Genomic DNA, 13,350 nt, shown 5'->3' with positions numbered 1-13,350 from the left:
TTTATTGACTCCCGAGAATCCTCTGCGGTGGTGCTAATGAAGTTTGCGGGAGTTAATCTTGACGAGCCGAGGGTAATGGGAGTCATCAACGTCTCGCCCGAGAGCTTCTACAAGGGGAGCGTTAGGAACGATGAAAAGGCTTTGGCCGAGACCGCCGTTAGAATGGTCGAGGAGGGCGCGAGTTTCATAGACATCGGCGCAAAATCAACGGCCCCTTACCTCGAGACTCAGATTCCGCTCGAGGAGGAAATCAGAAGGGCAGTTTGGGCCGTCAAGGTCGTCAAGGACGCGGTTGATGTTCCCCTGAGCATAGACACCACGAGCGCGAGGGTTGCCGAGGAAGCTTTAAAGGCTGGCGCCGACATCATAAACGACGTCACAGGCTTCAAGGGCGACCCGGGGATGGCTAAGGTTGCCTCTAAGTACAGTGCTCCGGCCGTCCTCTGCGCCCACGGAAATGTTAGGGACTTCTCGGACCCGGTTAGAACCGTCATTGAGTTCCTTGAGGAGAGCCTGACGATAGCGGAGGAGCACGGGGTTGAAGATGTTGCCGTTGATCCGGCCATCGGCTTTCTCCGCCCGGAGTGGCCGCCGTGGTACGAGTGGGACTCGAAGGTAATAGCGAACCTCAACCTGCTCAAGCTCCTCGGAAGGCCAATCCTCGTCGGCATCTCGCGGAAGTCCTTCATAGGCGCGATAACGGGCAGAGAGAAACCGGAGGAGAGGCTCGCCGGCAGTCTGTCGGCAACGGCAATAGCGGTTCTGAAGGGTGCGAGAATAGTGAGAACCCACGACGTGAAGGAAACCCTTGACGCGATTAAGGTTGCCCGGCATATAGCCCGTTATTAGCTCTCCATCGCTTTCTTCCACTCCTCGATCACAGTCGCCAAAAGGCCGAGGGAAACTGGCCCTATTATTATCCCGACGAGCCCGAAAGCCCAGAGGCCGCCGAAGATTCCGAGGAGGGAAATCAGGGCGTTGAGGCCCCGCCTCCTGAGGGTCATCTTGGGGGCCAGCACAAAGTCCGGCAACGGGGATATGAAGACGATGGAGTAGACCGCGAAGAGGAAGGCCAGGACGTAGTGCGATGTGTGGACGAGGTACACGACCCCGGGTATCCAGATGAGCCAGCCGCCGAGGAAGGGAAGGAGCTCAACGAAGGCCGTTAGGATGCCCAGTGCTATGGCGCCGCTCGTCGGGGCGATTCTGAAGGCCCAGAAGCCGAGGGCCGTGGCGGATCCCTTCAGGACGCTCAGCGTGAGCCAGCTCTTGAGGAGTGTATCCAATGTATAGCGGGCCGCTTCGATAAGCCTGATCCCGAACTCCTTCCTCTGGGGCGGCAGGAGGTTGTAGAGTTCCCTCCCTATCTCCTCCGCGTTCACGAGGGTTCCGTAGTAGACGAAGAGCATGACGAATATCTCGAGCGCGAGTTTGGGTATGGAGTAGGTGTAGCTGATAACGTACGCCTCGATCCTCGAGCGAACGCCTTCAGTTATGGCCGTGAGTACCTCGTTGATCCTCTGAGAGGATATTGTCACGGACTGGAGCCAGTTGAAGGAGATCTCCATGTACCTGACGATCTGGTACTTGACGTCGTTGATCCAGAGGACGAAGCCGAGCAGGAAGAGGAAGGACAGAACCGCTATTACCGCGGTTAGCAGAAAAGCCGCCTTCTTGCGGCCTATCTTTGGCGACAGCCTCTCGTGAATGGGATAGGTGACGTAGGCCACCGCAAGGGCGAGGATTATCGGCGAAACGACCGGACTGACGACTAACCACACGAGGTAGAGGATGACGACGGTGACGATGGCCCAAACGAGGGTTTCATTCCTCATCCAGCATCCCCAGGTACTTCAGTATCAGTTCCCTCGCGCCCGGCTTGTTGAAGACTATGAGGTAGCCCCTCTCGTCGAGGACGAAGTTCTTCCCGAGCGCGAGTAAAGTCCTCTTGAGCTTCACGATATCTGCTTTCTCGATGTCCACGCTTTCCTTGATCTCCTCGGGGGCATCTATTTCCCTGAGGGTCTTTTCGAGCCTGTTGAGGACGCTCCTGTTGACGAACTTGATCGGGCTGAAGGCCGGCTCCTCGGCAACGATCTCGCCCGGGTCGAGGTAGATCCCCCAGTGCTCCTTGGCACACTCGAAGGGATAGACGTAGTCCTCCCCGTAGTCGGGAAGGTAGAGCTCCCGTATTATCGCGAGGAGAAGTTTTCTGGCGTCCTTTCCGTAGTACTCTATTCTGAGCTTGAACTTTCCGTCCTCGAAGCCGTTCTCAAAGATCTCAAGCTTCTCCTCGCAGAGCATGCCCTCACCCCCTCAGCCTCAGGTACCGGGGATCGAGGTAGAGGGCCTCGTCCCCGAGGACGCCGAGGGAGTAGCTCTGAGTTGGCGAGCCGTACACCTTAACCTCTGCGCTCTCAACCCCCATAAGCTTTTCGAGTTCCTGAACTGCAGTCTGGAAGTTGCCGGTTTCGTCCACGAGGGTTCCGTTTACCTCGACGGCGAGCCACGTCTCTCCGGTTGCGTATTTTCTGGTCTCGTTGAGGGTCATGTCCCTTCCCATGCTGACCGCCTGGAGAAAGCTCTGGAAGTAGGCGTCTATCATCCCCCAGATCTTCTTCCTCTCGTACTCGGTGAGGGCCCTCCACTCGGCGCCCATGTCCTTGTGGGGTCCGGTTTTGAATACGTCGACCTTTATTCCGTTTGAGGCGTAGTTGTCCGCCAGGTTGAAGTGGACGTAGATAACGCCTATGCTCCCGACCTCGGCCAGGGGATCCGCTATTATCCTGTCGGTCCCGACGGCGATGTAGTAGCCGCCTGAAGCGGCTATGCCTCCCGTGTACGCGACGACCGGCTTTTTAGCTTTGAGAACCTCGACCTCGTGGTAGATCTCCCTCACGGCACCAACGTCTCCCCCCGGGCTTTCGATCCAGAGGAGAACGCCCCCAACGGAATCGTCCTTCATCAGCTTTTCGAGGGTTGTTACGGTGTTCAGCGCAGTCTGGCCGTCGATAACGCCGAAAATTGGCACAACCGCTATGGTTGAGTTCGTTGCGTTGATGCCCTTTCTCTCCATCTCTATTGCCCTTATGAGGGACTGGAGCTCCGCAATGCTGGCCTGGAGGGCGGTTTCGGTCGTCTGGTTGCCGATCACGATCTCGGTCCCGCAGGTGGCGTTGGAAGGAGTGTAGTTGCTGAGGCTCTGGTTCTGGAGGTAGAGAAGGGTCGTGGACATAACGAAAACGCCGAGAATGAGGACGAGGATGAAAGTGATGTACTTCCACACATCGCTCTTCATGTTCAACTCCCCCGGGTTAATGGGAGGAATCTCTTTTAAAGTTGTCCACCGGGACGTTTAAAACCTTAACCGCGTTAGAGGTTTGGGGGAAAGGCTATGCAGGTTTGGTACCGTTCACGCGCCCTCTACGACACCGTTATGAGGCTCCTCAACTCCGGAAGGTACGGAGAGGCCCTTGAGATGGCCGAGCAGATACCGGACGATAAGGTGAAGGCCAAGGCATTTTCAAAGATAGCCGTTCACCTGGCCAAAGAGGGTAAGGACTACCGCGAGGCCCTTGAGAGGGCGATTAACGTCACGTCCGATCTTTCATCCGGAGACGCCACCAAGGCCCTCATGAGTCTAGCTTTCGACTTTCTCTCGCTCGGCCTTCACGAGGAAGCGCTTAGAATAGCGGAGTTCATCAGGGATCTCCCCAACAGGTCGAAGATACAGGCGGAGGTTGCCCTGAAACTCGCGAGGGAGGGCAAGGTGTCCGAGGCGATGAGGATAATCAACGACATCCTCGACGAGGACGTCAAAACCTGGGCCATGTCGAGGATGGCGACCACGGTCTGATTGCCGTTTCTTCCTCAATGGAGGGCCCTTCATAACCTTTTTTTGAGCCAAAATCGTGCAAAAACCTTTTCTATGCTCCCTCTCCCCGGGTTTGGGGGTGAGAGAATGGGATGGGTCGAGATGATAGGCCTGATCGGTATGCTCATGCTCGTCGGCTCGTGGATTCCACAGACCGTTGAAACGCTCAGGACCAAGAAGTGCCCGCTGAACATGAAGTTCATACTGATATACTTCACCGCATCGACGTTGCTGACCATCTACGCGTACCTTCCGCCGAGGGACTGGATCTTCACCGCCCTCAACGGTTTGGCCGCCTTCCAGAGCGGGGTTAACCTCTACGTCAAGCTCCGCTATTCCTGATCTCCTTTTAGCGGAAAACTTAAATAGGACTTCCTCCCCCGTTTCTTAAGGGAAATCCAATGAAGAAGTTTCCTGCTAAGCTTGCTTCTTGGGAGGACATTGAGAGATGGGCCAAGGAAGGGGCCTGGAAGGTTCTGGAGGACGGCTGGAGGCCTGACGTTATAGTCGGCCTCGCCCGCGGCGGCTGGGTTCCGGCGAGGCTCTACTGCGACTACCTTGGCGTCAAGGACTTAGTAAGCCTGAAGGTCGAGCACTGGGGAGTAACGGCAACCCCGGACGGCAAGGCCAGGCTCAAGTACGGCAGCAACTACAACCTCGAGGGCAAGAAGGTTCTAATCGTCGACGACATCAGCGACACCGGCGAGAGTTTAACCCTGGCCAAAAACTACGTGGAAAGCCAGAATCCGGCCGAGATAAGGACGGCTACACTCCTGACAATCAAGGGCTCGCGCTTCAAGCCGTATTACTTCGGCGAGGAAATCGACTGGGCCTGGATAGTCTTCCCCTGGAACTTCGTGGAGGACATGATCAACCTCGTGAACAACATCCTCGAGGAGAAGGAAGCGGCCAGCACCGACGAGATAGTCGAGCTCTTCAAGGAGCTCCACGGCATGGAGGTTCCCAAGGGCAGGCTTGAGGAAGCCCTCAGGATGGCCGAGCGCAGGAAGGTTTTTAAGTTCCGCGACGGGAAGTGGCGCAAAGCCTGAGGGAGTGATAGTTTGGACAGGGAGAAGAAGGTCGAGGAGATCAAGAACCACAGCGTCTACGCGCGGGAAATTTACGACATGCACAGCGAGAGCATAGACAACGTCATAGACAACTACGAGAGCCTGAAGGAGGACTACCTGAACGACCACTCCCGGGCCAGAATCGTTAGAATAGTCTTCAACGAGGACAACGGCCTTCCCTTGGCAATTGAGTTCAACAGGAAGGACGACAGCTTCAAGGGCTTCACGATAGCCATCGGCAAGCCTCACATAAAGAGCGAGAACGGAAAAGAGGGTCAGGAAGAGAGCGGCTGAACGTAAAAGCCCAGCTCTATTCCTTTCTTACTCCATATTTCGTAGCTGCTGAGGTAGTAGGCGGGATCCTGGAACAGTCCCGTGAGCCCTGCCGTGCTTCCTGCGGTCCACACAACGTAGTTCTCAGGGTTGTTGGGGTTCCTCACCGCCAGCAGGATCGCGACCCTGGAAGTGTCTTTGAGCTCTCCCTTTACCGCAGGATCGTCCTTCCGGGTCGTCAGAACGAAGGAGGTCACGTTCCATTCCCCGTTCCTGTGGAGCACCCACCTGCCATCGCCCTCCCGCACAAAGTACAGGGGGAACTTGCCCTCCATATCCTTTACCACCGAGTTCACGTCCGGGGTTCCGACGAGGACCAGCTCTCCTTTCAGGTCATCGGGTGTTACGTTGGCGTCCGGTTTGAGTATAACTTCCGTTCCGGTGAGCCCCTCCCCGTAGAATTTCCTCAGGGTACTCGCTATCTTCTCCGCGGCTGACTTCACGGCCTGTTTTTCGTCCTCGTTGGTTCCCCCCGTGCCGTAGACGACCACGACCCTGCCGGTTACGGTTGCCCTGTCCAGCGCCCTAAGCGGGGTCACTGGAACGTTTTCCTCGTAGACTTCGCTCACGTTGTCCGGCGATACAAAGGACCTCAGCCCACTCAGGATCTGGGGCACGTAGTATGAGAACGGTCTCCCCTCCTCTCTTGCCCTCTCCACGTACTTTTCCGTAAGCTCGTACTGCTTCTCTATCCAGAACTCACCCCATCCGCGCTGCATCCACATGATGAGTTTTGCATAGTCCCTGTCAACGTGGGAGAGTGCAAAGTCGGCCCATGCATCGGCGAAGCCCTCGTAGATCAATCCTGCCCTGCTCTGGAAGTGCATGTCGTAGCGCGCTAGATAGGGCATGTCGGCCCTCGTAACATCGACGAAATACTCCATGCCTGCGAGTTCGGAGGATTCGTTTTGCAACGCGGGAATCGTGATGTCGTGTCCCAGTTCGTGGTAGATAAACTCGAGGTAGAGCAGCTCATCAAGCCCCTGGTTTACAATGTAGTCCCTGTTCAGGGGTAGATTCAGGAGGTCATCCTTGGCAGTTTCGTAGCTCCAGAGCGTCCGCTGGGGACTGCGTCTTACCAGGGGAATGCTGCCGCCGACTCCGAGGATCGTGGTTCCGTTTATTTTCTCCCTCATGTTGTGGCCGTGTGCGATTATCAGGTAGGGATGAACGAAGAGGTACCTGACACCAGAAACGCCCGCGTACTTCTCCATGAACCTGTCGGGGGGCAGTTCCTTCAGGGCGTTCGCGTAGATCGACAGGTCACCCCTGTAGTAGTTCATGTGTCTCCTGTAGAACTCCATGAAGTTGCTCTTTTCCGCGAAGTCTTTGAGTGCGGGCAAAAATTTCTTCAGGAACATCCGCTGTTCCTCGGGGAACCACTGCACGTCGCTCCTGTTGAGGAGCTGGGAGGCGTTGATGTTCTCAGGGTTGGGGCAATTGAAAAGAGTGTACTCCACAAGGAAGATCGTGTACCCCTTGACCCAGAGCCCTGCGTAGGCACCGTATTCATGCTGTGTTTCGTTGATGCGCTCTTCAAGGGTCTCCCTGAGCAGTTTGACCGCCTCGTGATTTCGGAATGGCGAAAACCACCTCCGGACATCGTTTAGGTAGGCCCCCCTCTCAGTAACGAATGTGTCGTTGCCCATTGCGAGGTAGTAGACTACTCCAAAGAGTTCCAGGGAGGGTGATATCTCCACGGTGACGTTCGGCGAGAAGTGGTATATCGTGGTGTTGTGCTGGAGCTTCTCATGGGTTCCGCCCATCTCCTGCGGGGCGATCAGGTATACCGAAATGACACCAACAACCAAAACGATCAGAAGGATTGCCACGGTTGTGCCCTTCCTGTTCATGAGAATCCCCGGGAACATTTAGGGTGAATACTTTAAACTTTTTCCTACCAAGTTAAGCTTTTTAATGTTCTTCAATAGTTCAAAAAGGACTGAGCGGAAAGGAAATCGGTTCGAGGGGAGGATGTGGAGTGATCACCGTTCCTTTTCTCGCTTAAACCCGCGATTAAGGAGATAATATGTCCGATTTGTATGCAATGTCTGTAACAATTCACACCATCGCGGTCATTTCTTCGGTTTTTATGGCCGTTTTGAGGCACTTGCATCAGTCTGGTGTGCTTCCGACAACCTTTAAAGAGGGAGGCCATAACGGATTAGGGTGATCTAACATGAGGAAAGGCTACGCGCTCCTGCTCATACTCCTTATCCTGGGCCTCTTTACCCCGGTAGCCAGCGCCGGGGAAAAGCCCCTCGTCGTGGCGAGCATAGGGCCGATAACGTCGATAGTTGAGGAAGCGTTCGGGAACTCGGTTGAAGTCGTGACGCTGATTCCCCTCGGTGCGGATCCGCACGAGTACCAGCTCAGCGCCGAGCAGATAAACCTCCTCCAGAGGGCGGACGTTATAGTGACCACCGGCGGCCATCTGCCCGTTGAGGCCAAGATGGCCCAGCTCAAGGAGGAAGGGGTTATTAACGCGGAGATCCTGCTAATCGACGACTTCAAGGCTAAGGGCTTCCACTACCTCCCCGAGCGCTGGTACGGCGGCAAGGACAACCCCCACGGCACGTGGCTCGATCCCGACAACGCCTTGGCGATAGCGTCCGCGACTGAGAGTGCCCTCGAGAAAGTTGATCCTGCCAACGCTGAAACCTACCGGAGGGACCTCGATCTCTTCAGGGCGAGGGTTACCGCCATAAAGGAGGCATTCTCAGGCTTTGCCGCAAACAGGAGCGCGGTTATAAACATGCCCCCCGTTCAGTACGCCGTTGAGTGGCTCGGAATAAAGGCTGTGGCCTCGATAAAGCCCGAGGAGGAAGTGCCTGCCAAAGGTGTGGACGAGCTCGTGCCCGTTGCCGAGAGGTCCGACGTGGTTGTCTACTCCCTCCAGAGCCCTGTTCAGCTCCAGGAGGCCGCGATCGAGCTGGCAGAGAAGAGCGGGAAGCCCGTTGCAGGGGTAGTTGTTTTCTGGGAGGGCAAGCCCTACACTGAAGTCCTCAGGGAGAACGCGGTGAGCGTCCTTAAGGCTCTCGGTGAGAAGAGGGTTGAGGTGGAGAAAAAAGGAAACGGCTACAGCCTCGCCTACGTTCTCTCGGCCCTTTTCGCAGGTCTTTCCCTTGGCACCGCCCTCGGCTACGCGCTGAAGGGCTGAATCACTCGCGCTTGTAGGGCCTGCCGTCCCACTTGGGCGGTCTGGCCCTTCCTATTATTCCGGCGACGACTATCAGGGTAACCACGTAGGGCAGCGTCGCTATGAACTGCCAGGGTATCGTTCCCGCCAGCCAGGGGTTGTTCTGGATGTAGATCGCCAGGTTGTCGAAGAACCCGAAGAGGAACGCACCGCCGAGGGCTATCAGCGGGTTCCAGCCGCTGAAGACCATGTTCGCCAGCGCTATGAAACCCCTTCCCGCGGCAATCTGCTTCGTAACGGTTCCGAGCCAGTCGACGCTGAGGTAGGCACCGGCGACACCCGCTAATGCGCTGGCTATGAGCACCGCCGTGAAGCGGTAGAGCTCGACGTTTATTCCGAGGGCATCGGCCGCCTCTGGATTCTCACCGACGGCGCGGATTCTCAGTCCAAAGGGCGTTTTGAAGAGCACCCACCAGGCTATTACGGCTATCGCTATCGTTATCGGCACCATCGGACTCAGCGCGTTTCCGAAGGCGTCCATCCACAGGGGGCTTATCTGGGCGTTGTTGGGAACCTGGTGCTGGCCGGCGGTTCCCCAGTAGGCGCGAATGCCAAAAGCCACCGCACCGTAGCCGAGGAGGTTGAGGCCAATGCCCGGAATGACGTGGTCTCCCTTGAGGTACACTGTCAGGAATCCGTGGAGAGCTCCGAAGAGCAGTCCGACGAGGGCCCCGCCGAGAAGGCCGACCCAGCCGTTTCCGGCGAGTTCGGCGAACATCGCTCCGAAGAACGCCGAGAACATCAGGATTCCCTCGTAACCGATGTTCACGACACCGGCCCTCTCGCTTATCACAGCGCCTATGCTGGTCAGCGCTATCGGCACCATCGCCGCCAGTGAGCCGAGGAGGAGGCTTATTATCATCGACTCGTTCATGCCCCACCCCTCCTGAAGAGCCTGGCGAAGAGGTCGATTAACCCGGGAACGGCGACGGCGATGATGATTATTCCCTCGATGACCTTGATCATCTCCAGCGGAACGTGGGCGTGCTGCTGCATCGCGGTCGCTCCTGCGCTCAGGGCTCCGAAGAGGATTCCCGAGAAGATTATGCCGAGCGGGTGGTTCCTGCCGACGAGGGCGACGCCTATTCCGTCGAAGCCGTAGCCGTAAACGTTGGCCAGTCCCTGGGTTATTGCGTAGCTCGGGGGCGTTCCCATGACTATTCCGGCCCCGGCCAGTCCGGCGGTCATTCCGCCGATGACGAAGGACCAGATGGCCGAGCGCCTCGGGTTGATTCCGCCGTACTCGGCCGCCCTCGGGTTCTGTCCGCTGGTTCTGAGCTCGTAGCCCAGCTTGGTGTGCCACATCACGATGAAGATTATAACGGCCGCGAGGATCGCTATTATGAAGGCCCAGGAGAGGCTGGTGTTCTTCACGAGGAGCGGAAGCCTCGCCGATGGGGGAATCGGCAGCGTGCTGTTCGGATCCTTGGGGTTGTAGTAGACGCTGACCGCGAGCCAGCTGACGATGAAGAAGGCTATCCAGTTGAACATTATCGTCGATATGACCTCGTGCACTCCCCTGTAAACCTTGAGAACCGCCGCGGGAAGGGCCCACAGGGCTCCAATGAGAAGGCCGGCGAGAAGGCCCGCTATCGGGTTCTGGAGGTACTGGGTCACTATTATCGCCGCCATCGCTCCGAAGTAAACTGTCCCCTCGGCACCGATGTTGAAGAGTCCGGTCCTTGCGCCTATAGCGAAGGTTATGGCAGTTAGGATCAGCGGCGCGGACTTTGCGAGGGTTTCGGCGATGCCATCAACAGACGTGAGGGAGCCCCTTATCAGCCAGTAGTAGGCCTCAAACGGGCTGTATCCGCTGAACCAGAGGACGAGGGCACCTATGAAGGCTCCAATGAGTATCGCCAAAACGCTCTCGGCGACGGGCTTGACGTAGCCCCTGAGCTCATCCTTGAGGTTCACCCTTAACACCTCCCATCATTAGTCCTATCTGCTCCTCGGTAACCTCGTCGGGCCTGACTATTCCCATGAACTGGCCCTCGTACATTATCGCCATCCTGTCGCTGAGCTGGAGAACCTCGTCCAGATCGGCCGAGACGAGTAAAACTGCTTTGTCCTCGTTCCTCAGCTTGACGAGGTAGTTCCTGATGTATTCTGTCGAAGCCACGTCAACGCCGCGCGTCGGCTGGGCCGCTATGATGAACTCCGGCTTTTTGCTGACTTCCCTGGCAACGATGAGCTTCTGCTGGTTTCCACCGCTCAGGCTCTTCACCGGGGCCTTGGTTCCGGGGGCGCTTATCTCGAACTCGTCTATGAGCCTCTTCGCGTGCTCCTCAACTTTATTCCAGTCGATGAGCGGTCCCCTGGAGAACTCCTCCCTCCAGTGCATTCCCAGGATTGAGTTCTCCATCACCGTCATCTCAAGGATTAGGCCCATGTGCGTCCTGTCCTCGGGGATGTGCGCCACTCCCATATCGTAGAGATCCCTCGGCCTCTTTCCTGTAACGTCAACGCCCTTGAGGTAAACTTTGCCCTTTTCGATCTTTCTCAGGCCTGCTATGGCCTCTATGAGCTCGCTCTGACCGTTGCCTTCAACTCCAGCTATTCCGAATATCTCCCCGGCGCGAACCTCGAAGGTCAGGCCGCGAACGGCTTCCTCTCCCCTGTCTCCCTTCACCCACAGATCCTCAACGCGGAAGATCACCTCACCGGGCTCCTTGGGGGGCTTCTCGATCCTCAGCACGACGTCTCTTCCCACCATCATCCTCGCGAGGAGCTGGGGCGTTGCCTCACTCGTTTTGACGGTTCCTATAACCTCTCCCTTCCTTATGACCGTGACGCGGTCGGTTATCTCCATTACCTCGTTGAGCTTGTGGCTGATGAAGATTATCGTCTTCCCCTGGGCTTTTAGCTTCCTGAGAACCGCGAAGAGCTCCTTGACCTCTATCGGCGTGAGGACAGCCGTCGGCTCGTCGAGGATGAGTATGTCAACGTCGCGGTAGAGCATCTTGAGGATCTCTATCCTCTGCTGAACGCCGACGGGGAGGTTCTCGACTGGAACGTCGAGGGGAACCTGGAAGTTGAGCTCGTCCATGAGCTTCTGAAGCTTCTTCCTCGCGTTCTCGACGTCGATCTTCGAGAGAAGGCCGTGTCCCTCCATTCCGAGGATTATGTTCTCCAGTGCGTTGAAGACCTCGACGAGCGTGAAGTGCTGGTGAACCATTCCTATCCCGTTCGCTATCGCGTCTGCGGGGCTTTTGAAGCGGACCTCTTTACCCCTGAGGAAGATCTTGCCCTTCGTGGGCTTGAGCATTCCAAAGAGGATCTTCATGAGCGTTGTCTTTCCGGCACCGTTTTCGCCGAGAAGACCGAGGATCTCGCCCTCGTAAACCTTGATCGTAACCCCCTTGAGGGCCTTTGTGCCGTCGGGATAGATCTTCACGATGTCCCTCATCTCGAGCACTGGAGTTCGCTCTTCCATCGCTTTCACCTCCGGAACTCAAAAAGTGAAAGGGCGAAACAAAAAGAGGGAAGAAGATCACTGCTTGTGGTTCTTGTAGTAGTCAAGGGCCCAGTAGGCGCCAAAGCGGTAGCCGCCCTCGAACTTGTAGAGAACCGGAATCTCCATACCGAGGACGATTCCGATGGTGTTCTTGTTGTCGTTAAGCGTTATCAAAGCCGCCAGGGCACCGGCAAGGGCCGAACCCTCGTTCTCCTTGAAGAGGACCATCTGGACGTTGTGGGGCATCTCCGGGTCGTAACCGTCGATGATGACGAACCTCTGCTTCGGGTACTCCTTGGCGACCTGCTTGACGGCCTTGGTCATCATGAAGCCGACGGCGATGATGATGTCGTACTCACCGCTCTTGGCGAGGCTCCTGAGGTTCGGCAGGTAGTCGTTCTCGCTGTTGCTCTGGAGCTCATCGAGCTGGAGGCCGAGCTCTTTAGCTGCCCTTTCGGCACCCATGTAGGCCATGTCGTTGAAGCTGAGGTCACCCCTGCCGCCGACGTCGTAAACGATGGCTATCTTTCCGGTGTTCTGCCTCTCGTTGAGGGTCTCGTTGGAGTAGGTCTCGGGCTTGGGCTCGTTGGCCGCCCACTGCTTGGCGTAGTCCTCCATCTTCTTCCAGTCGCTGAGCTTCCTCAGCTCCTCGATCTGGTCCTTGGAGGTCGCCTTCGGAACGACGATCTGTCCGTTGATTATCTGCTTCTGGAGGTCGTCAACGGCCTGCCATATCCAGTCGGGAACCTGCTTCCTGGTCTGCTCGAGGAACTGGATGAGCTCACTCTCGTTCTTAAACCCAAGGTCCTTGAGCTTCTTCTCCCTGACGTCGGCAGGGAGGGAGTCGAACATGGCCTTAACGTCGTCTATGGTGGAGAGCTTAACGCCGCCCTCCTTGAGGCCGAGCTCAACTACGCCGCCCTTGAACTTGTTCTCCTCGGCCTGCTTGACGGCGTTGTAAACACCAACGTCAACGCGCTTCATCATGCTGGCGATTATAACGCCGGGCTTAATCCAGTCCTGAGCGGAGTCAACTCCTATCGCGAACGGAGGACCCATCTTCTTGTTGTTGGCCTTGAGGTAGTCGCCAACGGCCTCGAAGACACCGAGACCGGTTCCTCCAGCGACCTGGTAGATAACCCACGCACCCTGCTGGAGCTGGGCCTGAGCCGCCTGCTTTCCTTTGGCCGGGTCACCGAAGGATCCCGTGTAGGTGTAGAGAATGTTTATCCCAGTCTTCTCTCCTCCACCACTAATGCAGCCGCTGGCCGCTACGCTAAGGGCAACGAGCCCGACAACCAAAAGTGCGAACACGCTTTTCCATTTCATAGGGACACCCCTGAATACAGCTGTCGATCTGAATGGGCAAAGACGGGATATATAGTTTGCGGTTTGCTAAACTGTAAAAGAAAACCCC

At 56.7% G+C, this 13,350-nt stretch carries 14 protein-coding genes; 6 read left to right on the top strand and 8 right to left on the bottom strand.

Translation table 11 applies throughout. The features are described 5' to 3' along the window. Nucleotides 1-36 precede the first annotated feature (36 nt). Entirely contained in the window at nucleotides 37-849 is an 813-nt protein-coding gene (gene folP / locus TAM4_RS05040; protein WP_014122166.1) for a dihydropteroate synthase, read from the top strand. Here the strand turns inward: folP and TAM4_RS05035 are convergent. The 3 genes from TAM4_RS05035 to sppA are packed head-to-tail and all read right to left on the bottom strand — an operon-like array spanning nucleotide 846 to nucleotide 3,298. After that, a complete protein-coding gene (locus TAM4_RS05035; protein WP_014122165.1) occupies nucleotides 846-1,835 on the bottom strand; it encodes an AI-2E family transporter in 990 nt (329 codons plus the stop codon). The two genes, folP and TAM4_RS05035, sit on opposite strands and share 4 nt — an antisense overlap. Next, nucleotides 1,825-2,304, bottom strand: coding sequence for a PH1570 family protein (locus tag TAM4_RS05030; RefSeq protein ID WP_014122164.1), 480 nt, complete (start codon nucleotides 2,302-2,304; stop codon nucleotides 1,825-1,827). The genes TAM4_RS05035 and TAM4_RS05030 overlap by 11 nt, the downstream gene beginning before the upstream one ends. A 4-nt stretch (nucleotides 2,305-2,308) precedes the next feature. Then, entirely contained in the window at nucleotides 2,309-3,298 is a 990-nt protein-coding gene (gene sppA, locus TAM4_RS05025) for a signal peptide peptidase SppA (protein WP_014122163.1), read from the bottom strand. Nucleotides 3,299-3,394: 96 nt separating this feature from the next. Here sppA and TAM4_RS05020 point away from each other — a divergent pair, with 96 nt between their 5' ends. The 4 genes from TAM4_RS05020 to TAM4_RS05005 all read left to right on the top strand — a co-directional run bounded on the left by TAM4_RS05020 (nucleotide 3,395) and on the right by TAM4_RS05005 (nucleotide 5,238). Continuing rightward, entirely contained in the window at nucleotides 3,395-3,856 is a 462-nt protein-coding gene (locus TAM4_RS05020; protein WP_014122162.1) for a hypothetical protein, read from the top strand. 105 nt (nucleotides 3,857-3,961) lie between these two features. Next, complete coding sequence (locus TAM4_RS05015; protein WP_014122161.1) at nucleotides 3,962-4,216, top strand: PQ-loop domain-containing transporter; 255 nt, start codon at nucleotides 3,962-3,964, stop codon at nucleotides 4,214-4,216. Nucleotides 4,217-4,275: 59 nt separating this feature from the next. Continuing rightward, nucleotides 4,276-4,923 carry a phosphoribosyltransferase gene (locus TAM4_RS05010; protein WP_014122160.1) on the top strand — a complete coding sequence of 216 codons (648 nt, stop codon included), beginning with the start codon at nucleotides 4,276-4,278 and terminating at the stop codon, nucleotides 4,921-4,923. A 12-nt stretch (nucleotides 4,924-4,935) separates the two neighbouring features. Then, nucleotides 4,936-5,238: a hypothetical protein gene (locus TAM4_RS05005; protein WP_014122159.1), complete on the top strand. Its 303-nt coding sequence runs from the start codon at nucleotides 4,936-4,938 to the stop codon at nucleotides 5,236-5,238. Here the strand turns inward: TAM4_RS05005 and TAM4_RS05000 are convergent. Further along, nucleotides 5,220-7,130: a DUF4932 domain-containing protein gene (locus TAM4_RS05000; protein ID WP_014122158.1), complete on the bottom strand. Its 1,911-nt coding sequence runs from the start codon at nucleotides 7,128-7,130 to the stop codon at nucleotides 5,220-5,222. The two genes, TAM4_RS05005 and TAM4_RS05000, sit on opposite strands and share 19 nt — an antisense overlap. Before the next feature lie 326 nt (nucleotides 7,131-7,456). On the opposite strand from TAM4_RS05000, the gene TAM4_RS04995 reads away from it, so the two are divergent. Further along, nucleotides 7,457-8,437 (top strand): metal ABC transporter solute-binding protein, Zn/Mn family, encoded by a 981-nt coding sequence (locus TAM4_RS04995; protein WP_014122157.1) that lies wholly within the window; start codon nucleotides 7,457-7,459, stop codon nucleotides 8,435-8,437. A 1-nt stretch (nucleotide 8,438) separates the two neighbouring features. Here TAM4_RS04995 and TAM4_RS04990 read toward each other — a convergent pair whose 3' ends face one another. Genes TAM4_RS04990 through TAM4_RS11965 form a run of 4 tightly spaced genes read right to left on the bottom strand, consistent with a single transcriptional unit; the run spans nucleotide 8,439 to nucleotide 13,262 of the window. Continuing rightward, nucleotides 8,439-9,350, bottom strand: a complete 912-nt coding sequence (locus TAM4_RS04990; protein WP_014122156.1) for an ABC transporter permease — start codon at nucleotides 9,348-9,350, stop codon at nucleotides 8,439-8,441. Then, entirely contained in the window at nucleotides 9,347-10,393 is a 1,047-nt protein-coding gene (locus TAM4_RS04985) for an ABC transporter permease (protein WP_014122155.1), read from the bottom strand. The genes TAM4_RS04990 and TAM4_RS04985 overlap by 4 nt, the downstream gene beginning before the upstream one ends. After that, the gene (locus tag TAM4_RS04980) at nucleotides 10,377-11,912 is read right to left on the bottom strand and encodes an ABC transporter ATP-binding protein (RefSeq protein WP_014122154.1); all 1,536 of its coding nucleotides are present in this window, start codon (nucleotides 11,910-11,912) and stop codon (nucleotides 10,377-10,379) included. The genes TAM4_RS04985 and TAM4_RS04980 overlap by 17 nt, the downstream gene beginning before the upstream one ends. 57 nt (nucleotides 11,913-11,969) lie before the next feature. Further along, nucleotides 11,970-13,262 (bottom strand): BMP family ABC transporter substrate-binding protein, encoded by a 1,293-nt coding sequence (locus tag TAM4_RS11965; protein WP_014122153.1) that lies wholly within the window; start codon nucleotides 13,260-13,262, stop codon nucleotides 11,970-11,972. Nucleotides 13,263-13,350 lie beyond the last annotated feature (88 nt).

This window comes from Thermococcus sp. AM4 (genome assembly GCF_000151205.2).
Classification (GTDB): Archaea; Methanobacteriota_B; Thermococci; order Thermococcales; family Thermococcaceae; genus Thermococcus.
The sequence above is the reverse complement of the archived record's forward strand: the minus strand, read 5'-3'. Positions and strand labels throughout refer to the sequence as shown.

Coding starts and splice junctions, on each gene's coding strand:
- folP (WP_014122166.1), top strand. CDS start 37: ATGAAGTTTGCGGGAGTTAATCTTGACGAGCCGAGGGTAATGGGAGTC.
- TAM4_RS05035 (WP_014122165.1), bottom strand. CDS start 1,835: ATGAGGAATGAAACCCTCGTTTGGGCCATCGTCACCGTCGTCATCCTC.
- TAM4_RS05030 (WP_014122164.1), bottom strand. CDS start 2,304: ATGCTCTGCGAGGAGAAGCTTGAGATCTTTGAGAACGGCTTCGAGGAC.
- sppA (WP_014122163.1), bottom strand. CDS start 3,298: ATGAAGAGCGATGTGTGGAAGTACATCACTTTCATCCTCGTCCTCATT.
- TAM4_RS05020 (WP_014122162.1), top strand. CDS start 3,395: ATGCAGGTTTGGTACCGTTCACGCGCCCTCTACGACACCGTTATGAGG.
- TAM4_RS05015 (WP_014122161.1), top strand. CDS start 3,962: ATGGGATGGGTCGAGATGATAGGCCTGATCGGTATGCTCATGCTCGTC.
- TAM4_RS05010 (WP_014122160.1), top strand. CDS start 4,276: ATGAAGAAGTTTCCTGCTAAGCTTGCTTCTTGGGAGGACATTGAGAGA.
- TAM4_RS05000 (WP_014122158.1), bottom strand. CDS start 7,130: ATGAACAGGAAGGGCACAACCGTGGCAATCCTTCTGATCGTTTTGGTT.
- TAM4_RS04995 (WP_014122157.1), top strand. CDS start 7,457: ATGAGGAAAGGCTACGCGCTCCTGCTCATACTCCTTATCCTGGGCCTC.
- TAM4_RS04990 (WP_014122156.1), bottom strand. CDS start 9,350: ATGAACGAGTCGATGATAATAAGCCTCCTCCTCGGCTCACTGGCGGCG.
- TAM4_RS04980 (WP_014122154.1), bottom strand. CDS start 11,912: ATGGAAGAGCGAACTCCAGTGCTCGAGATGAGGGACATCGTGAAGATC.
- TAM4_RS11965 (WP_014122153.1), bottom strand. CDS start 13,262: ATGAAATGGAAAAGCGTGTTCGCACTTTTGGTTGTCGGGCTCGTTGCC.